This is a genomic window from Shewanella salipaludis (assembly GCF_012911865.1).
Taxonomy (GTDB): Bacteria; Pseudomonadota; Gammaproteobacteria; order Enterobacterales; family Shewanellaceae; genus Shewanella; species Shewanella salipaludis.
On the sequence record NZ_JAAXYH010000015.1, the window covers coordinates 20,354 to 40,686 of the forward strand.

Sequence of the window (20,333 nt, forward strand, 5' to 3'; positions counted from 1 at the left end):
TGATTTAAAAATTTAACCTGACAGAGAAATCGATTTCCTGCTGCTTTTGCTGCAGAAAATCCGGCACTCTGAGTGCTCTGGCATAAGAGGCAGTAATGCTAAGGTTGTGATCGAACAGCTTGACACCAACAACGGAGCCGGCAACCCACTCCCAGTGTCTGTGCGGATATTCGGGTAAATTAGACAAGCCGACATCCAGCCCAAGGAAATACTGCAGCTGGTTCAAGACAGGCCAGTCCATTTGTAACGGTAGACTGATATCATTTCTGAGGTAACCACCTTTATAACCAAACAAGCTACTTTGCGATAAACCCCTTACGGAATAACGTCCGCCGACGGTCAGTCCTTCAGACGCAAGGATCACCTTAGGGGAATACAGCAATTCAGCTGAGGCGGCATATAACAGAGATTGCCCGCCCAGCTCAATATTGGTGTTAATCCCAAGGTTCAATTGGTACTTGGTAAACTGAAAATCATCCTCGGCTTCAACCAACTGCCGTTTAGCATCAAACCAAGGCACACTTTTAAGAATGTGGGCATTGAGGTTAAGAGTGCTCAGTGGCATAAAATAACGATAACCGGCCGTCAGGTCCCAGACATATAAGGTTCTGGAAGACGTTTCCAGAAAGATGTCTTCAATGTAATTTTTACTTTCTTTGCGGGTAAAACCGACGCTCAGGTCCAGCTTGCCCGTTTGGCTGCGATACAGATTACGGCCAAGTTGCACACCGCTGATTAAGGAGGAACCAGAAATAGAAAAATCAATGACATTGCCTACGACAGTTTGCTCATAAGCGTAATAATTATTAGTCAGTGAAAACAGCCAGTATCCGGCCGGCAATGACCATGACGCGGCATAACTGCGGGACTCTGCATGCGGTAATTCGTGCTCACCAATATTGGTTGATGCAGATATAAAGCCGGTATCGTTCAGACCAAACACATTATCAAATACTAGATTACCGTCCAGCTGATATTCGCCGGTACTTGCCACACCGTTATTGTTCAGTCCCAGTGAACCGCGCCAAGGCCTTACGGCCTGATTGGCAATGGCAACCAGGGTGTCGCCTTGCTCCGACCCGGGATTCAGATCGACCCTGGCATTGTTTTGCCCCACACTATTGAGATTTTCAATGCCATGCTCAAGCGCACGGATACTCAGCACTTCCCCTGGACGCGCCGGAAAAGCCCAATTCAGCTGCTGCTGATTAATGCTGCCGTCAACGGAGTAAAAGCCTTCGATAACACCTTCAATGACAACGAGATCCAAAACGCCATCAGATAAATCTTGCGGGGCAATATAGGCACGACTGGTGATATAGCCTTGTTCAAGGTACAGATTAGAGATAGCAGCAACCAAGGCATTAATATGTGCCAGTCCGAGACACTGCCCGACAAAAGGCTCAGTAACCTGAGCTATTACTTTCGGGCCTAGCTTATGGCTGCCTTGTACACTAATGGTAGTAATATCAAAACACTGCTCTGCATTTTCAAGTGCAGCGAAATCAGTAATAACAGACTCAGGACGTTGCAAGCGCACGTCCGGGCGCTGTTGCAGTGGTGCTATTTGCTGCTCCAGCCGATCCAGCCCCTGTTTGAGCAGCTTTTCGTGTTCGGACAGGTTTTGCGCCTGCGCGTCTGACCCCGCCACACATAATAGCGTGAGTATCATCCCGACATTCAAGCGCCAGGCTTTTGTTAAGTACATCACCGCAACATCTTCCCAGTGCTTTATCACACTCATGCCGACACAGCCGACGCCTAAATATTTACCGGCAAACAGCAGTGCGCTATTGCCGGTCCGGACTCAGGCAAACAATATAGAAAAGTGCAATGGTGTACTGCTGCGAAATTGCAGCGAGGGAGAAGTACATCAAACAAATGCGACTAAGCTAATGCAACCACTGCCATCATGTACTTTTCATTGAAAAGTTGTTAGACCAGCGGCTTTGCGTCCTGCCCTTTCGGTACAGTTTGCCCTTTAATTTTTAACAGTAACAACTATCCTGACACAGGAGGAAGATCTGAAGATGCGCAAGGTATACAAGTAATTGCATATTTACAAGTTATTTTTTCGCCAACCTTGTAACAATTGTTATAAATAAAAGCGCTAAGTGATGATAATTTGCCAATAAAGAACCCAGAGACCACAGAGGGCTAAAACATCGGAAACTGCGCCAAGAATATTGTGTAGGACTGCCCGGTCCGCCTTTATCTAAACTTAACCCTGCTTAACTATTTCTGTGATTTCAGGTAAAAATCACTGATTAAAGTGCTTTGCGATAGGCCTGTATTAAAGAGCACTCCTAATTGAGTATTGTGATGCTAAAGTCATGTACCAACAAATACAGCGCAGCCAGCAACGAGTGGTCACTATAGGTTACCATCTAAAACTTACGAGTTTGGCGATTAAGCCCTGACGCCTCATACCGTCACAGATAGTCTTCACATTAACCTAATGGAGAAAAAGGGGCATATATGGCCACCTTGTGTTAACAGAAGTAACGCCATTTTTTGTTCAAACCCGTTCATGTCGCCCGCTGGCTCGCGAGTTCACCCCACGAGCGGGAACGTCCCCAAAGGCTGCCCCTCCATTGCGGCGTTAGGCGACGCCTCGATGCATTGCTTCAGCTATGCTGAGAAAATTGTCATAGACTTGATGATACGAGTAACCGCGTCACCAAGGGGCATGAAATGAGTGCAATGTTAGAACAGGCCAGGCAGTTCTTTGAGGCATGTGAAACGGGTCAGGGTTGGGAGGTGTGCAAGGCTTATTGCCACCCGAATGCGAGCTTCTCGGCACAAGCGGCAGCCTTGGCCGATATCGACAGCCTGCAAGGTTATACCGAATGGACGAAGAACATACTCACACCCATACCGGATGGGCATTACGAACTGCGCTGCTTTGCCGAAGATAAAGAACGCCATTATGTTATCGCTTACGCCATATTTCATGGCACCCAAACCGGCCAGGGTGGCCCGGGTGAGCCTACAGGTAACACCATAGCAGCCGACTATGTGTACGCCATGCAATTCGAAGGCAACCTCATTCGCCACATGACCAAGATCTGGAATGATGCCGTCAGTCTGCAGCAGTTGGGGTGGGCATAGTGCGAGTGGGTCCGAAAGCGCCTGAAAAGCGCATGAACGGCCGGGTGGAGCAGATATCTGAGTGGTAGCTTTCGGCTAAAAAGCTGCCATGGAAACCCATGGCAGCTTGGTTCAGCATGTCAGCTCGGCGCGGTTGCCGATCCTGTCAGTCGCCGCGCCTGAACCTAACCGGCCGTTAGCGGCGACGGCGCTGCAACCCCAGCAGAGACAGCAACATGAGTCCGAAGGCACCCAGGGCGCCGCCATTGTTGCTCGCTTCAGGAGCAGGTTCCACAGGGTCGACGGGAGCCGGGTAACTCAAGGCCAAGATCACAGGGTCATGATCCGAAGCCGAGAAGGCGTTGGCCGATTTTTCCAGGCTGCCTGTGTATTTACCCGAATATTCGAACAGGTTGGATTCCACCGCATTGATATGCCAGTCCTCGATATCCACCAGCCTCGCCGCCAGACTGGTATTGCCCAGGGCATGGTCCAGGTTACCCAATTCGCCGTTATAGCTGTAGGAATAGGTATCGACACCGTGTGCCTGGGTGTTGAGATTGACCAGGCCGAAGCCCTTGTCAATCTTGCTGCCCTGGCGCTCGAATACCTTACCGTCCAGCGTGGTCCAGGAGGCCGTCATTATGTCGCGGTCCGATTTGGCGGCGTCGAAATCTGTCAGTACCCGGATAGGATCTTCCAGGCCATAGGAGTTCATGTCGCCAATCACCAGCAGATCGCCTTGTACATCCTTGAGCGCATCGCCTATGACCTTGGCCGCCGACACGCGGAAGGCATTACACTTGCCCTGCATATCCGCGGGATCTGTCTTGTCTTCGAAATTCTGCCAGTCCTCAACACAGCCCGAACCCTTGGACTTCAAGTGGTTCACCACGACGGTTAGACGCTCGTCATAAATCTTGAAGCTTTGTGCCAGGCTGTGGCGTTGGTACTTGTCATACGCCGGGCTGGTTTCGAGCTTGTCATCCTTTTCCCGGCTGGCCACGCCGGCGCCGGCGTGCTGCTCAGGGGTGGCTATCACCCTGGCGGCGCCATCCAGGCTCACCCGCGCCGCACGATACAGCATGCCGACAGTGATGGCATCCGAGCCGAAATATTTGCCATCGAATTTATCTTCATCGGCGATCTCGACGAAGCTATAGGCCTCATCGGCAGTCAGTTCGGCATTCAGGGCATCGAGCAGATTCTGAATGGCACTGTCGGCGCCGAAACCATTGTTGCCAATCTCCATCAGGCCGACGATATCGGCGTTCATGGCCGTGATGGCGCCGACTATCTTGGCGCGCTGCAGCAACATGTCCGCTTCTGTCAGGGCGCCCCGGTTATCACCGGATGGATTGGCCGCGCCACCGACCACATCGTTGAAGAAGTTCAGTACGTTGAAACTGGCAACCCGGATATCGCCCTTGGTCGCTATCTCAGGGGCCGAGGTTCTGTCATGGGTGCGGAGGAAATCACCCGCGGTGATGCTGTTGGTCGCCACCAGGCGATAGGCACCATAGCTGTAGCCGATCATACCTTGCAGATTGGTCAGTTGATCGCCGACACGGATATAGCCGGTTTCCGCATTAAAATCGGGGAAGTAGGGCACTACGCCGGCGGCGGCCTCATGGTCGGACTCGACGAAGAGCTGGTTCACGCCGTTGGCTTTGGCCAGGGCCAGGGCTGCGTCTGACATGGCAGGATACATCTGGGTCGGCTTCATCAGCGGAGCCTGGTATGACAACAGCAGGTTGTTTCTGCCGGCGGCATAATCGAAGCTGAAGCTGCGACTGACCTTCATGTCGCTGCCGGCATCCAGCATGATCTTCATGCCTTCGTAGCGCTCCAGCGCCTGCGCCAGGGTTTCGCCATCGGCAACATAGAAGGCCGCCGGGGCGGGAGCCTGGGTCGTGGCACCAACCTCAAACTTCTTGTCTGCCTTTATGTCTATCTGGGTCAGACCATAGTATTCCTTGACCTTGCCCTGGACGCAGACTTCCACGCCAGGCTGGATCGCCTCGGGAGCGGCCTCACCCAGGAACACGAACACCCCGTCCGAGGTGAAGGGAGAATTGTCACCCTGGAGATCCTGCAGGTAGAAACCCTTGAACAGGCTGTCGCCGCGGGCCGTAACCACACCGCGAACCGTGACTTCGGCATCGGACTCGAAACTTCCCGCCGGCACCAGGGGGCTGGACTCACCGGCGCCCTGCACTTCATAGATGGGCACCAGCTGCGCGCCGCTGCAGCTGAACAAGGGCGTTTCCGGTTCGGCGGCAAAGGTTAAACTGCCCAGGCCCGAGAAGCTGTCCTTGGCCACTGTGTCCCATTTCGCCGGGGCGAAAACCGTGTCAGGTGTCAAGGCATCCAGCTTGCGCCGAAAACCTGTGTCCTGGCCCCATCCCGCCGGAGTCGGCACTTCACCCAAGATGTCGACCACCACATCATCTTTCACCAAGGCAACGGCATCACCGCCATTGAAATATAAATCACCCGTCATGGAGTCGACGCCGGCGGCCAGGGTAATGGCGGCGCTCGGATGCAGTATCACCTTGGTGGACCCGGCCGCGATTTGCTGACCGTCGAGTGTCACCATATCGAGTGAGGTGCTGGCGCCGTCTTTATAACGCACCAATTTATAACCTGTTAAATCGACAGCGGCAGCGCCGCTATTATAGAGTTCGATCGCCTTATTATTTGAGCTGCCTTCGACATACTCGCTGATCATCACATCGGCACTTGCCATCATAGGCAAAGCGGCGGCTACTGCCAGCGAAATAGCCGTCAGCTTGTTAACATGTTCCATTTTCCAACCCCATTATTATAATATTCGCGTTAACTATTATTAACGTGCGCGGGATTGTCCCAGAGATGCAACCCGAAAAGAAGCAGCCCCAACGACAGCTTTCGAACGATCAAAACACTATGCTACTGATATTAAACAACAAGATTGTTCTCCCATGAAAACGGTCTAGCGGGTCACATTGCCCAAGCCCAGATGAGACAAGCATAAACAGAAAACAAATACCAAGATCAAGCCTGGCTGAAAGGATATTTCAAACAAGGCACACCAGATATTATTTTTATATGAGATGAATCGATTGATGATATTTCAGACTGGAATATAGCGCATGACAAACTGTATATTGAGGCGGCTGTTTTCCAATATTCGCGATTAAGGTTATTTAGGCAGTCTAGAACTGAGCCTTCAGGCGAATAAAAAATGTCGATTAAAAGGCAACAGCAAAATGGCCGGCAAAGATCATAGATAGCAATGCGTATCCCCTACCAGAGCTACTCGCCAATTTAAGCAATGCTTCCCTGGAGATAGGCAAGCCGGCTTATGGCGACTGCCGGGCAGAGCCGACACCTTGAACCGCCGCCCGAGTCGCTACCGGCGCAGGCATGGCTCAATATATTCAAAACTCAGTACATTCAAAACTCAAGATATTCAAAACTCAACGCATTCAAAAATAGTGACTAGCTGAATAAGTTCAATTGATTTCATTGAATCTTCATGACGCCTTATACTTATGCCTCATTCCTGAGGCCTGTATATGACAAGTTACATCCGCCACTTCCGCGACACCCGGCTTACATCCTGGCTATTTATCCTGATCGGACTCCTATGCCTGACGCCCGTGATCTCATCGCCCATGGCGCTGGTGCTGGGGTTCAGCCTGGCGAGCCTGGGTTGGGTGCCGGAGCAGTGGCCGATAGCCACCCTGACCAAGAAGCTGCTGGCCTATTCTATCGTGGGCCTGGGATTCGGCATCCAGCTGCAAACGGCAATAGCCATCAGCCTGGATAACCTGGGGCTCATCTTAGGCTCTATCCTATGCACCCTGGCGCTGGGCTCCCTGCTGACCCGACTGCTGAAACTGGATATCAAGACCGGCCACCTTATCGCCTGCGGCACGGCTATTTGTGGTGGCAGCGCCATCGCGGCAGTGGCACCGGCCGTCGGGGCTCGCAGCGAACAGACGGCGCTGGCACTGGCCTGCGTGTTTATCCTCAATTCTGTCGCCTTGTTTGTATTCCCGGCCATAGGCCACCTGTTGCAGCTGAGCCAATATGAGTTCGGCGTCTGGAGTGCCATCGCCATCCACGATACCTCATCCGTGGTGGGCGCCGCCTCGGCCTATGGCGATGAAGCCCTGACGACGGCAACCACCATCAAGCTCGCCAGAGCCCTGTGGATAGTGCCTGTCGCCCTGTTGAGCGCCCTCGTATTTGGCGGCAGCAGCCGCAAGATAGCTGTGCCTTACTTCATTCTCTTTTATTGTGCGGCGATCGCCATGGCCCAGCTCTTTCCCCAGGGACAGGTGTGGTACCAATTGGCATTCGACCTGTCCAAGCGGATGCTGGTCTTGTGTTTGTTTCTGATAGGTGCCGGGATCACGGCTCGGAAGATGCGGGCCAACGGGCCCAAACCTTTGTTGCTCGGCGTGCTCTTATGGTTGGCCATAGGCAGTGGCTCGCTGCTCTATATTCTCTATTGGCATTAAGATGCCTGAGCCCAGGCGCGATTCAGGGGCGATGGGAAGGAGCTGGGGCATGAAGACTAGTGTGTTTTTTGAGACGAGTTTCTCTGGCCGCCCAGCACCAACCAGAGCAGACAGCCGAAGGCAGCCAATTCTATGACTGAACGCAGCAGGCCCGAGGTCTGGGTCGAAGCCAACAAGGCCCCCAGGCAGGATGAGATGATTAACCACTTTTTCAATAACTTGCTCCACTGAGATACTCAGGGAGTATTATTGGGCAGTTCCTGGCTCGCCACCAATATCGATTTCCACTAACAAATAGCCATAAGGGCTAAGCCGGCTCACACCTTGCCCAAGGCGCGGGTACGCCTGCCCAGCAGATAACCGCTCAGGATGGAGAAGAGGCAATAAGCCGTGAAGTAGTAGAAGCCCACCTCAAACTGACCCTGGGTCTGCAACCTTTCTCCCATACCCGCCGAGGCATTTCCCGTCATGTAGGTGATGATCAGTGCCACCACAAACACATCCGCCATTGACCACTTGGCTATCAGGTCGATCACCCTGGCGAGCCTATGCTGCAGCTGCAACCTCAGAGGCAAGTGCATCAGCAGCATGAGGCAGAGTTTCAACCCCGGCACCGCCACACTGAATAAGATCACCAGCGCCGCCACCAGACTGTTGCCCGACTGGTGCAGCTCGGTGGCCGTCCCCCAGATGCTGCGGGTCTTCTGGAATACTTCCACCTCCCCCTCGGCCCTATCCATCCCCAGCATGCTACTGACAAAGCCCAACATACCGCGGGTGTTGTCCGTATCACCCAGGTTTTCGGCCAGCATATCCAGGCCGGCTGCGGTCAATTGGGACTTTTCTATGCTGCCGCTGATGCTCAGAATAGGTTGGGTCACCCCTGGGATCAGCAGGGCGAGCGAGATGAGTATGACTGAGATAGATAAGGATGATTTCATATGTAATCCAAGAAGATAGCAGTCGCAGGCCGGCTCTGCATGGCGCTGCCGGGGCTCAATAAAAAGGAGTGGGGTCTATCTCCAGGCTGCCGGGTGATACGCCCCTGTCTATATTGAGATCGACCTTGAGCAAGTCGACCATGGCGACGTCGATATAGCGTTTATGTTTGAGAGAATAGAAACATTTTACCACAGGGTGCAAGGCGTCTCGCCCCTTGGATTCCCAGACGATGCCTATGCGTCCATCGGAGAGCATCACCAGAGAGCCAACGGGGTAGATGCCGATACAGCGGATGAACTCATAGACCAGGCCCTGATCCAAATGAAAAGGGGTCAGGCTGAGCAAGATCTTGAAGGCGGCGGCCGGGCTCATGGCCTCCTTGTAACAGCGGGTCGCGGTCAGGGCATCGAAGATATCGACTATGCAACTCATGCGGCCATGCAAGGGCAGCTGTTCGTCTTTCAGTCCCCTGGGGTAGCCCTTGCCATCAAGCTTTTCATGGTGCATCAAGCATACGTCTTTGCTCGTCTGGGACAGGCCCTGGGTTTCGGCCATGATCTCTAGGGCATACACCTGATGCAGCTTTATGTGTTCAAATTCTTCCTGGGTGAGCTTGCCGGGTTTATGCAGCACCTCATTGTCTACCTTGATCTTGCCTATGTCGTGCAGGATCCCGCCTATGGCCATCTGCCGCAGGGTTTCCCGTTCGAGTTTAAGGTACTTGCCGAAGGTGACCAGCAGGAAGGCGACGTTGACCGAATGCTCGAGCAAATAGGCATCCTTGGATCTCAGCGCCGACACACACTTGAGCGCATCGGCATCCAGGAGCACGGCTTCGATCATGTTGTCGGCCAGGGCCTCGAAGGGGGCCACCTCTATGGCCTTGCCCTCGAAGGTTTCAGATAAGACCTTACGAATGAGGTGTTTGGCCTCGCCGAGAATTTTTTTGGCTTGGGTCTGCTGCAGATCGCGACTCGGGACAAGTTTCCCGGCACTCGGCCTGGGCGGCACGATGGTTTTTTTCTTCAGGCCACAGCAGTCCGAAGAGCGCTGGGCGTTGACCCAAACATGCTTGATGCCATTCTTCACCAACTTGGCGATGGCCTCTTGCCCCCGTATCCGACCGGCATTGGCTATGGCCACCTTGCCGTGATTGTCGACGGCACAGACAAACATGCCCAGCGTCAATTCAGACACGGGAACCTTGATCAACGTTTCAGATTCAGTCGAATCACCCATATATACCCCCCAGGTGACAAGGGCTCGAGTCGAGCCCCGTCCGGCATGCTTGCGCGCCTCGGTGGCGCAGCTTGTTATCATGATATTATCAAGCGCCAAGACGCTCATTCTATTCCCGGGTGAACGAAACCACCATAGCCGGCTCGTGCGAGGTGCAACCCAAGTCTGCCACCCAGCCCTGAAAATGGCATGGCATGGCTCATGCCCGTTTCCCCCATACGCCGCGTATCTCCAAGGGTAAACCCGATCCGGGTTCGTGTGAAAAATAAAAAATAATGATATATTCACAACAGGTTAGCTAAGTTATTGACAGAAAATACCTGGCTGCTTAAGTTGAAACCACTGAGTCATTCCCCGGCTAAAATCTCCAGGACTCGGCTCTGTCCATGGCCACTCTTTATTTGGAGCCTTATTTGTCAACCGCCGTTTTTTTAGCCGCCTTAGGCACGCTCGAGGACAGACTCAAACGCCTGCCGGCCTCATTTCAGTCACGGCTCCGACTGACGGCCGACTGCGGCGCCGTCAACCCCATGGAGTGGCTGGCTGGACAAACCCTCTATCCACGCATTTACTGGTGCGGGCGTGACAATGAGGAAGAAGTCGCGGCCTTGGGTGTCTGCCAGGACTTTCGCTTCGAGTCTGCCGATGACTCGGGGCTCGCAACCCTGTTGCAACAAACTGCGACTCACACCGGCAACGCCCGTCTCTACGGCGGTGTCGCCTTCGATGCCACCGGCCCGGCTTGGTCAGAATTCGGTTATGCCAGATTTGTGTTGCCGCGGATTGAACTCACACGCCAGGCTGACCACTACCGGATCTCAGTCAACCTGAATAGCGAAAACGCGGGACTGGCGGCCGAACGCGAGGCGGCGCTGGCGGCCCTTCGGGGGCTGTTGCCGCCTCAGCCACTGCCCCATAGGGCGCCCGCTGCCGTTGTGAGCCACAGCGATAACCCGGAGTTTCCCCGTTGGCAGGAATTAGTGACGCAGCTCACCTCGGCCGACTTCAACCGCCATACCCCCAAGGTAGTGCTCGCGCGCCAGACCCGGCTCGACTTCGAACGAGATCTCTGTCCCTGGAGCCTGCTGCGCCGCTGGCAGCAACTGAACCCCAGCTGTTTTCAGTTTGGTTTTCAATTCGGTCCAGGCGCCAGCTTCATCTCCTGCTCACCCGAACGCTTGTACCTGCGTCGGCTCAGCTTGCTCCAGAGCGAAGCCCTGGCAGGCACCGCCCGCCGCGGTGCCAATGAGGCCGAAGACACAAGCCTGGCCAATGAACTCTTGGCGGACAGCAAGAATGCCGAAGAGAACCTCTGGGTCAAACAGGATATTCTGACCGCCCTGGCGCCACTGAGCGAATGGGTCGAGGCCGAGGCCCATCCCAGGATATTCAAGCTCGCGCATGTGCAGCATCTGCATACGAGCATTCACGCACGGCTCAAACGGGAGACGGGGGATCTGCAATTGCTGCAGGCATTGCATCCCACCCCTGCCGTCGGCGGCTATCCCCGCCAATCGGCGATGACCTTCATTCGTGGACACGAGACCGAGCCCAGGGGTTGGTATGCCGGTGCCTGTGGCTATTTGAGTGCGGACGAAACCGAGTTTGCCGTGGCCATTCGCAGCGCCTACCTCCAAGGTAAGCAGGTATGCCTGTATGCCGGGGCCGGCATAGTCGCAGGCTCTCGGCCGGAAGCCGAATGGCGGGAACTGGACAATAAGTTGACGACCGTACTGTCAATTCTGCTCGACGGCAAGGCGCTGGCTTAGCTTCTGCTGCCATGCGTCGAATAACGCCGCCCGCTCGCCAGAAGCTATCAGGGCCTTATGTTGCAGATCGAAGTGAGCCTTCAACATCCTGCCCTTGGCGTTGTCGGCGAAACCGAAATACACTTCGGCCCTGAGCACATCCGGAATGAGCACATAAGCCTGAGGACGCTTCAGTTGCCGGCTCAAACGCCGGATCTCCACCCGGTAGTCCAGAACGGCATCTATGCTGCCGGCATTCAACAGATTCAACATGTCCAGCAAGCTACTGCCTTCCTGATAGTCCATGGCGATCTTGGTCAGGGAATCGTACCTATAGCCCTTCATGGCTCGCACCTTTTTCGCCTTCAGGCTCGCGACGCCTTGCCAGTTGGCCGCGAGTCCGGGGGCAACCGCGGCATCTATCGCCTCCACTTCGACCCAATCCTCGCTGTAGAGACCCGAGCCCAAGTCGCCTCGGTAGACGCTCAACACTATGTCGGCGCGCTGCCTGTCCAGCATATACAGGGTGCGGGCGAAAGGCAGGAAGTGCACCCGCAACGTCCAGTCCTCGGCGGGAAACACGCGCTCGAGCAAAGCCAGGTAGTAACCTTGCTCAGCTTCATCTACCGCGTACCCCTGCCAACTGGCCGTGACCACATCCACAGGCATGGGCCCGGCCCCGACAGTCATTGACTGAGCACTCCAAACCAACGCCCAGAAACACGCCCAAATCGGTTGCATACTTTGGCCTCCCAGACTCCAAGTGTAGGCGCCACTCTGGTATTTGCTATGCTTGACCGGCAGGCAGCTTGCATCATGGGCCAGCATCTCTATAATGTGCCGCCCTGAACAAGGGCAGATTGTCTGCCAGCTGCGGGTTCCCTCACCCCGCCGGACTCACTAAAAAGGCCACAAGATGTTAACGCTATCGACCGCGCAATTTCGCCGCGCCCTCATCCTATTGTCGGGGTTCCACATACTCGTCATTTGCGCCAGCAATTACCTGGTACAGCTACCCTTTCAGATAGCAGGACTGCACACCACCTGGGGCGCCTTCAGCTTCCCCTTCGTCTACCTGGCATCCGATCTCACTGTGCGCATTTTCGGTCAGGATGCCGCTCGCCGTATCATCTTTCGTGCCATGCTGCCCGCGCTTGTCATCTCCTATCTGGTCGGTGTGCTGTTTCACCAGGGTGACTTTCAGGGTGCCCAGACACTGAGCGAATTCAATACCTTGGTATTTCGCATCGCCTTCGCCAGTTTTGCCGCCTATCTCCTGGGACAGTTGATGGACATTCGGGTATTCGCCCACTTGAGACGCAGTGCTTCATGGTGGCTGGCACCGACGGCCTCGACCCTGATAGGCAATCTGCTGGATACTTTGGTATTTTTCGGCCTCGCCTTCTACGCTTCCTCTGATGATTTCATGGCACGGCATTGGCCGGAAATTGCCACGGTGGACTATGGCTTTAAGCTTGTCGTCAGCCTGGGACTCTTCCTGCCAGCCTATGGCCTGCTGTTGAAATACTTGCAGGACAAGATCTTGCATGAAACACCCGTAAACCTGCTCTCCCGCTGAGATCTAACTGGCCGGACCTGTTATAATCCGGCCGGTATTATCCCCAGGATGAGAGTTAAGATGTATTCCATAGAAATTGAAGTTATTACCCAAATTGATGCCGCTCAGCTATCCCTGCTGGGTGACCTGTGTGCCCAGATCCCCGAGTTTGACTCGCCCAGATCCCACGAGGAATACAGCGAGCGATTGCCGCCTCGGCGCAGCCTCTTGCTGTTGGCCAAGATCCAAGGGGAACCGGCCGGCTTCAAGTTGGGCTATGCGCTGGATGACAACACTTTTTACAGCTGGTTGGGGGGCGTCTTGCCCGACTTCAGGCAACTGGGACTGGGTAAAGCGCTCCTGACCTGTCAGGAAGACTGGGCCAGGACCCGGGGCTATAGGAACATCCAGGTCAAGAGCCGCAACCGCTTCCCCGCCATGCTCTGCATGCTGCTAAGCCAGCAATATCGCGTGACATCACTGCAGACAGATGCGCGGGACACGCTGGATAATAGATTGACGTTAAACAAAAATATTTAACACTCAGGCTATTTCACATCATTTCCAACAATTAGCTTGCAAACACAAATGATAATGATTATTATTTGCTTGCGTTCCAAAACTCACCTCGCTCAGAGTATCAATGGTCTTCTCCGGGTGCAGGGCTCCTGAGTTTGCAAGCACGACATTGCTCACACACTCTTTGTGGCCGGATTAATCATCCGGCTTTTTTTTATGTCGTGCCACGGCAGCGACCGCCTCGCTCGTTGGCATAGGTTCCTTTCGAAGCAGGTTTTTTCTCCCATAGAGTGATAGACTTAGCCTAAGTAATAATCGCCCCAGTCTCATCCATCATGGCATTCACCCGCAGACAGTGGAACAACATCATCATCATCGCCAGCATTGTCATGGTCGCGGTGCTGTCTTTCCTGCAATCCAAAACCGGACAAATGCCCGCCGATACCAGGCCGCTGTTCGACGACGCAGCCCCCCTGGCACAGCTGCAGCTCGACGGCCTCTGGTTACAGCACCGGGCCACGGGTTGGCAGTGCGACCCTCAGGTACTCAACTGTGAACAATGGGCAAACGCCTGGCAGGCGGTGAGCATATCTGCATTGGAGGGGACCCCCACTGTCGGCGGAGAACCCCAGGAATTGCTCATCCAGATCGCCGGAATTCCCCAGTCACAACTTTGGCTCTACTTCCCGGCCTCCGGACTGCTCAAGTCCCCCGCCGGCAATTGGTATCAGATCCCTCCCAGCCTCAGGGAAACACTGCAACCCATTCTCAGCGCCCAGCCATAAACGAGAGTCATAAGCGAGAGTCATAAGCGAGAGTCTAATGCCAGAATTACCCGAAGTCGAAGTCACCCGCCAGGGAATCGCCCCTCATCTGCTCGAGCAGCGAGTCACAGATCTCATCATACGCAATGCCTCGCTGCGCTGGCCCGTGCCCGAGATAGCCAGGCAGATCGTAGGCCAGACCATACGCGCCGTGCGGCGCAGGGCCAAGTACCTGTTGATAGACACGGATGCGGGCACTACGATAGTCCATCTGGGCATGTCCGGCAGCCTGCGCATCCTGCCGCGAGGCACCCAGGTCGAGAAGCATGATCACATAGATCTCGAGCTGGCCAACGGCCGCATATTGCGCTTCAACGATCCCCGTCGTTTCGGCGCTTGGCTCTGGTGTGAATTGCCCGAGGAAGCCCACCCTCTGTTATCCAAGCTGGGACCCGAGCCCCTGACCCTGGGTTTCAATCCGCAGCAGCTGGCCGCCGCATTGAAGGGCAAGAAGAAGGCCATCAAGCTATGCCTGATGGACAACCACATAGTGGTCGGCGTGGGGAATATCTACGCCAACGAGGCGCTGTTTGCCGCCGGCATACACCCACAAGCCGAGGCCGGCAGGATAGACATGGAACGCCTGACCCTGCTGACCGCCGAGGTGAAACAGATTTTGGCCAATGCCATCAAGCAGGGCGGCACCACCCTCAAGGATTTCACCAACGCCGACGGAAAACCCGGCTATTTCGCCCAGAAACTGCATGTCTATGGCCGCGGCGGCGACAGCTGCACCGCCTGTGGCAACCTGCTGAGTGAGATTCGTCTGGGCCAGCGCACCACAGTCTTCTGCGGCATCTGCCAGACAAGATGACCCTGCCGGTGACACACATAAAAAACGCCTGCGATTGCAGGCGTTTTTAGTTGTTTGCAGCTATTCTGTCATCCAGCGGCCCGGATGCTCGGTGAAGTAACGATACTCACGCTCGGGCGCCTGGCACTCAGGCAAACGATTGACCCCTGACAGGAGGATCCAGTTATCCCTGTGGGCCATGCCCATGTTCTGTCCGGCAGCCAGGTCGAAGCAACTCAAGGTGGCTGTGTCGGGCACCAGCAGGTAGCGTTTATCGCCCTCACTCATCCATTGCCAGGCATTGCGCTCCTGCTCTTCGACACTGGCCAGATAGCTAAAGTGGGTGATGCTGACGGGCGAGAACAGGATAAACTGTTCCTTGAACTTGATCAGTCCCAGCTCGGCATCCTCGCCTATGACCTGGGCCGTATGTGCCATCAGAGCCTTGGGGGTACGCACGGGATCCAGCAGGCTGTAACCCCAGGTACTGATCAACCCCCAGGCCAACGCCATGACGGCCGCCACTCTCACCAGGGAAAATTGCGCTCTCAGGAACCAGAGCAGGGCGGCCCACAGCAGCGCCAGTGTGATGAACAGATAGCCAATGCCCGACAGGTCGTCGCTGTAATCCCTCAGCGCCTTGACCAGTGCCGGATAATGGCTCAACGCCAGCACCCCTGCCAACATAAGCACACAGCCCAGGAACCACAACAGGCCGGATATCAGGCTCTCAAACCATTTGCGTGGCTCGGCTCCCGTCAGCGCCGCCGACAGCACCAGCGCCATCATGGGCAGCGCCGGCAGTATATAGACATCGCGCTTACCCGGACTGATGCTGAAAAACAGCACCACCAGCGCCACCCAGCCCAAGAGTATCGCGATATTCGGCTCGGCCTTGACCTTGGTCACTAAGCGTTGCCAGTGGGCGATGATGAGCAAGGGAACAGGAAACCACATCATGGGGATCACGGCCAGGATGAAGTAATACCAGGGTTTGATGTGATGCCAGGCATTGACGTAACGTTCGCCTGTCTGTTTGAAGAGAATGTTGTTCTGGTACTGGATCAACTCAGGCGTTGCCTGGGAATGCACCGTCAGCACCATGGGCACCAACCAACAGGCGATCACCGCCAGCATGGCCACTGGCCCTGCCAGGCAACTCCAGGTCAGCCTTCCCTTGAACAGAGATCTGTCTTTCAGACCATAGGCCAGGATAGGGATCAGCATCAACAAAGGCAGGAAACCTACGCCCTTGGTGATCACCCCCAGCCCCATGAAGGCCCAGCCGGTGAAATACCAGCGCCAATGGGGGCCGAGCATGAAATGACGTATCAGGCCGTAGCAGCCGACGGTGATCCAGCACATCACCATGGCATCTATCTGGGCATTCTTGGCCTGCATCAGAAACTGGGGCACTATCAGCAGCAACAAGGCGGCATTGCGGCCGACCCGCACGTTCCACAGCCTGGCACCCATGTCGAACACCAGGAATACGGTCAACAGGCCACAGAGGGCATTGGGCAGCAGGAAGGCAATGTTAAGGCTGCCAGTCAGCAGATAAAACAGGGCTATGGCCCACATGAAAACAGGCGGCTTGTCGGGGTAATACTCGCCACCCCGGGTCGGAAACAACCACTGGCCCGAGGTCACCATCTCCCTGGCGACTTCGACGAATCTGGGCTCATCGGCGGGCCAGGGGGAACGAAAGCCTATGCCAACGAATAAGATCAACAGCGACAGGGTGAGCAAGGGCCAGAGTACCTTGTAATAATCCTGGCTATTCAATGCCTTCAGTGGCGAGGTCATACACTTTCCTTATCCAGAGTCTCTATGTCTTCCACCTGCTTGCGCAGTCGGCTACGGTAAAGATGGGCACCTATCAGGGAAGAAACCACGAACAGGCCTATGCTGGTCGCCAACTGATAATGATCCGACAGGCCAATACCGGCACCGGCGAAGCTGAAGATCAACATCTGCGGCAGGTAACCTATGAAGCTGCCGAGCAGGAAGCCGGTTGCCCCTACATGGGTGGCACCGGCAAACAGATTGGTCAACAGGTTACTGCCGACAGGCAGCAGGCGCACCATCAGCACCTTGACCCAAGTCTGCTCTATCAGCAACGCCTCGAGCCTGTTGATACGGCGCCCGAAGCGTCGCTGCAACGGCTTGCGTATGGTGAAGCGTGCCAGATAAAAAGAAATGCCGCAGCCCAGCAGGGTAGACAGAGTCGACACCAGGGCGCCGCTCGGGCCTCCCAGGGCGAAGCCGAAGACGAAGGCGATCACTTGCCTCGGTCCCCCGACTGCGGTGAACAGGGCGCCGGCGGTAAACAACACGGCCAGGGCCTGCAAGCCTTGCTCACGCACATAGCCTGCGACCCAGTTGCCGTCGGTAATATGTTCGAACATGCCCTGTTGGGCGGCTATCGTCAGCAGCAAGAGTATGCCGACGACCACACACGCCTTGAGTAACCGCTTCATCTTATTGAGCCTTGGTCGTCTCGGTTTTTATTACCTTGGGCAGACGGGTGCGGCTGTTGAGCCACATGACCCCGAAAATATCCACTATGCCGACCCAGACACGATTCCAGGCTGTGTATTTGGACACGCCTTCCATGCGGTCCCTGTGATTGACCACCACCACATGCACCTCGCCACCATGACGGCGCACCAGTGCGGGGATGTACCTGTGCATATGATCGAAATAGGGCAGTTTGAGGAAAGTCGACTTGGGAAACAGTTTCAGGCCGCAGCCCGTGTCGGGCACACCATCGTTCAACATGGCGTTACGCACCTTGTTGGCCAACCTGGATTGGAAACGCTTCCAGGCGGTATCCTTGCGGTGCTTGCGGTAACCCGCAATGCAAAAATCGACCTCATGAATGCCGTCGAGTAACGCCAGCATGGCGGGAATGTCGGCCGGGTCATTCTGACCGTCGGCGTCCATGGTGACTATGTATGTGCCTTCGGCATTCAATATGCCTGTATGCAGGGCCGTACTCTGGCCTGTGCTCTTCTCATGGCGTATGGCCTTGGTGGCGCAACCCAGGCGTTCACCCGTGCGCAGCAACTCACCGAAGGTATCGTCACTGCTGCCATCGTCGACAACCACCACTTCGAAGGGGGTCTTGCCCTGCAGCGCCTGGTGAATTTCTGTGACTAACTGACCTATGTTGGCCTGTTCGTCTTTGGCTGGTATTACGACTGAAATCAACTTGTTACTCCCGACATAACTCATAGGTTATGAATAATATTGCCAGATAAAATACCCTTTCATTCGGGTGATTTGTCCCTTATCCGGCGCCCAAAACCCACTCGAATGCCAACACAAACAGCCCCCAAATAACCAGAGTTCATCCGGGTTTATGGCTTCTTCGAACCGCCTATCCTGAATGAACCCTGAATAGGATACTCATCTATCCTGAAGCGTCAACATGATATCTAGGTGACAAGCCTGGCGGGGCGCGCCATTCATAGCCGTTAGCTCAGCACCAGATAAGCGCCAGTTGTGTCATTCCTGAACACTAAACAACAAAAAGCCAGGATAAACATCCTGGCTTTAGGGCAAATCTCAAACTTAGAAACGGTACTCATAGGTGCCAAACAGGCTGGCATGGGTCTTGGTATCTTGAGTCACAAAGTCGGACTCGGACAGAGTCCCCCCCAGGCTCGCCATCCCCTTCCAGAGCGGCAGACGGTAGCTGAGTTCCAACATGAGTATGTCTTCCTTGAGCGGTTGTGGCGCCCAGAGGCTGCTGCGATTTCTGCCGTCTTTATTCAGCTTGGCGTACCTCAATATCGAAGTGAAACCCTGGCTGTCGGCAAACTGGCCCACCAAGCCTAAGGCATAGACCTCGGCATCGCTGTCGTAGGTGCTGCCCAAGGCGCGGCCATAATGACGCGAGCCGCTCTGATAGGTACTGTGCTCATAGAAACAGTCGAAGATGCCTTTGCCCGCTGGCCCGCCACAGGAGACGATAGTGTCTGTGTATTCCATAAATAGCTTGATCTGCTGTTGAGCAAAATCGAAGCGGGTGTCGGCGCCCCACAGATAACCACAATCGGTAATCTGCCACGGCAACTTACTCTCTGAATCTTCACAGGTCTTCTCGAAATAGATGCCTAATGGCACTTCGAAGAAGGTATCGGCATAACGAAAATCGAAACCCGCCAGTTGGTTGCCGTAGTTGGTACATCCTGCTCCCGTGTCGTTACGGCAGTCTTTGGCGCCGGTAATAGCCTTTATTGCCGTGCTGCCATCACATTCCTGGCCTTCACCACAAAATTGTACCGTCCAGGAAAAACCCACCTCGAGTTGTCGCAGCGGTCTCAACGTACCCCGGACATTCCACAAGAGGGCATGTGGCGCATAGCGCTCCTTCTCGAAGACGCCGACACCCGTGGTCAGGGTCCAGGGACCTATCCAGGACAACCAGGGGGTCTCGAAGCCGGCGGCATTGTTGCGGCTCAGCATCAGGGATGGCATAGGTCTGGCATTGGTGGATTTGTGCAGCGCCGAGTCGAAGCCGGGGCCCCACCACTGTTCCAAAGCTCCGGCAGACACCACCCAGTTACCCAAGATCGCCGCCAGGTAGGAATCATCTATGCGAAAATTCCTGTCGTCCTCGGGATCAAAATTACCCGAGGCCGCCGCCTTGAAGGCAAAATTCCCGCCCAGATACTCATAGGAGCCCTTCAACTCGCCCTGCTCGCGGCTATCTGAGCCGAAATGGCGAAAGCGGGCGGCGTCGGATGCCGCCACGGCCTTGATACTGGCATTGCCGCGGTTTGCCACTGCGTTGCGATAATAAAAATTCACCCGGGCGAAGGCTTGAGCGACGCTGGGAGAGAGGGTCTCAGGTTCTACCTTGGCCAGATCTGCACCTATACCGGACCACATGAGAGGGAAAGTATTGACAGGTACAGTGATGGCACCCACATCGGCCAGAGCCTGGATGTCTGCGCGCAGATAGATGTCAGAGGCATCTATCCAGGGAGCGGCCATGGCCGCCGAGGAAAAACACAGACCTATGGCCCCCACAAAAGTAACGAGAGAGGCAACGACAGAGGTATAAAAAGCTTTCATAATATCCTTTACTACAACTTTGGG

At 55.0% G+C, this 20,333-nt stretch carries 17 protein-coding genes and 1 riboswitch; of the genes, 7 read left to right on the top strand and 10 right to left on the bottom strand.

The features are described from left to right. Nucleotides 1-4 precede the first annotated feature (4 nt). A complete protein-coding gene (locus HC757_RS16075) occupies nt 5-1,744 on the bottom strand; it encodes a ShlB/FhaC/HecB family hemolysin secretion/activation protein (RefSeq protein ID WP_169565406.1) in 1,740 nt (579 codons plus the stop codon). A 149-nt stretch (nt 1,745-1,893) separates the two neighbouring features. Continuing rightward, nucleotides 1,894-1,989, bottom strand: a riboswitch (cyclic di-GMP riboswitch). A gap of 705 nt (nt 1,990-2,694) precedes the next feature. Here HC757_RS16075 and HC757_RS16080 point away from each other — a divergent pair. Continuing rightward, entirely contained in the window at nt 2,695-3,111 is a 417-nt protein-coding gene (locus tag HC757_RS16080; protein WP_169565407.1) for an ester cyclase, read from the top strand. Nucleotides 3,112-3,286: 175 nt separating this feature from the next. Here HC757_RS16080 and exeM read toward each other — a convergent pair whose 3' ends face one another. Further along, nucleotides 3,287-5,899: an extracellular exonuclease ExeM gene (gene exeM, locus HC757_RS16085; RefSeq protein WP_169565408.1), complete on the bottom strand. Its 2,613-nt coding sequence runs from the start codon at nt 5,897-5,899 to the stop codon at nt 3,287-3,289. A 751-nt stretch (nt 5,900-6,650) separates the two neighbouring features. Here exeM and HC757_RS16090 point away from each other — a divergent pair. Continuing rightward, nucleotides 6,651-7,601, top strand: a complete 951-nt coding sequence (locus HC757_RS16090) for a YeiH family protein (protein ID WP_169565409.1) — start codon at nt 6,651-6,653, stop codon at nt 7,599-7,601. Between the two features lie 56 nt (nt 7,602-7,657). Here the strand turns inward: HC757_RS16090 and HC757_RS16095 are convergent, their stop codons facing one another. From HC757_RS16095 to HC757_RS16105, 3 genes are all read right to left on the bottom strand, one after another. Then, nucleotides 7,658-7,816 (bottom strand): hypothetical protein, encoded by a 159-nt coding sequence (locus HC757_RS16095; protein ID WP_169565410.1) that lies wholly within the window; start codon nt 7,814-7,816, stop codon nt 7,658-7,660. Nucleotides 7,817-7,918: 102 nt separating this feature from the next. Continuing rightward, nucleotides 7,919-8,542 carry a paraquat-inducible protein A gene (locus HC757_RS16100; RefSeq protein WP_169565411.1) on the bottom strand — a complete coding sequence of 208 codons (624 nt, stop codon included), beginning with the start codon at nt 8,540-8,542 and terminating at the stop codon, nt 7,919-7,921. A 55-nt stretch (nt 8,543-8,597) separates the two neighbouring features. Further along, on the bottom strand, nt 8,598-9,782 hold the full coding sequence (locus tag HC757_RS16105) for an HD-GYP domain-containing protein (RefSeq protein WP_169565412.1): 1,185 nt from the start codon (nt 9,780-9,782) through the stop codon (nt 8,598-8,600). 413 nt (nt 9,783-10,195) lie between these two features. On the opposite strand from HC757_RS16105, the gene HC757_RS16110 reads away from it, so the two are divergent. Further along, a complete protein-coding gene (locus HC757_RS16110) occupies nt 10,196-11,551 on the top strand; it encodes an isochorismate synthase (protein WP_244623584.1) in 1,356 nt (451 codons plus the stop codon). On the opposite strand, the gene HC757_RS16115 is transcribed toward HC757_RS16110, so the two are convergent. Further along, nucleotides 11,519-12,220: a substrate-binding periplasmic protein gene (locus HC757_RS16115; RefSeq protein WP_244623585.1), complete on the bottom strand. Its 702-nt coding sequence runs from the start codon at nt 12,218-12,220 to the stop codon at nt 11,519-11,521. The two genes, HC757_RS16110 and HC757_RS16115, sit on opposite strands and share 33 nt — an antisense overlap. Before the next feature lie 226 nt (nt 12,221-12,446). On the opposite strand from HC757_RS16115, the gene HC757_RS16120 reads away from it, so the two are divergent. The 4 genes from HC757_RS16120 (at nt 12,447) to mutM (ending at nt 15,245) form a co-directional block, all read left to right on the top strand. Next, nucleotides 12,447-13,109: a 7-cyano-7-deazaguanine/7-aminomethyl-7-deazaguanine transporter gene (locus HC757_RS16120; protein ID WP_169565415.1), complete on the top strand. Its 663-nt coding sequence runs from the start codon at nt 12,447-12,449 to the stop codon at nt 13,107-13,109. Nucleotides 13,110-13,169: 60 nt separating this feature from the next. Further along, nucleotides 13,170-13,628, top strand: coding sequence for a GNAT family N-acetyltransferase (locus HC757_RS16125; RefSeq protein WP_169565416.1), 459 nt, complete (start codon nt 13,170-13,172; stop codon nt 13,626-13,628). 314 nt (nt 13,629-13,942) lie between these two features. Next, on the top strand, nt 13,943-14,392 hold the full coding sequence (locus HC757_RS16130; RefSeq protein WP_169565417.1) for a hypothetical protein: 450 nt from the start codon (nt 13,943-13,945) through the stop codon (nt 14,390-14,392). Between the two features lie 37 nt (nt 14,393-14,429). Continuing rightward, on the top strand, nt 14,430-15,245 hold the full coding sequence (mutM, locus tag HC757_RS16135; protein WP_169565418.1) for a bifunctional DNA-formamidopyrimidine glycosylase/DNA-(apurinic or apyrimidinic site) lyase: 816 nt from the start codon (nt 14,430-14,432) through the stop codon (nt 15,243-15,245). Nucleotides 15,246-15,305: 60 nt separating this feature from the next. Here mutM and HC757_RS16140 read toward each other — a convergent pair whose 3' ends face one another. The 4 genes from HC757_RS16140 to HC757_RS16155 all read right to left on the bottom strand — a co-directional run bounded on the left by HC757_RS16140 (nt 15,306) and on the right by HC757_RS16155 (nt 20,309). After that, complete coding sequence (locus tag HC757_RS16140) at nt 15,306-17,030, bottom strand: ArnT family glycosyltransferase (RefSeq protein WP_169565419.1); 1,725 nt, start codon at nt 17,028-17,030, stop codon at nt 15,306-15,308. After that, nucleotides 17,027-17,704 carry a TVP38/TMEM64 family protein gene (locus tag HC757_RS16145; RefSeq protein ID WP_169565420.1) on the bottom strand — a complete coding sequence of 226 codons (678 nt, stop codon included), beginning with the start codon at nt 17,702-17,704 and terminating at the stop codon, nt 17,027-17,029. Before HC757_RS16145 ends, HC757_RS16140 begins: the two co-directional genes overlap by 4 nt. A 1-nt stretch (nt 17,705) precedes the next feature. Continuing rightward, on the bottom strand, nt 17,706-18,437 hold the full coding sequence (locus tag HC757_RS16150; protein ID WP_169565421.1) for a glycosyltransferase family 2 protein: 732 nt from the start codon (nt 18,435-18,437) through the stop codon (nt 17,706-17,708). Nucleotides 18,438-18,800: 363 nt separating this feature from the next. After that, complete coding sequence (locus HC757_RS16155) at nt 18,801-20,309, bottom strand: capsule assembly Wzi family protein (protein WP_169565422.1); 1,509 nt, start codon at nt 20,307-20,309, stop codon at nt 18,801-18,803. Nucleotides 20,310-20,333 lie beyond the last annotated feature (24 nt).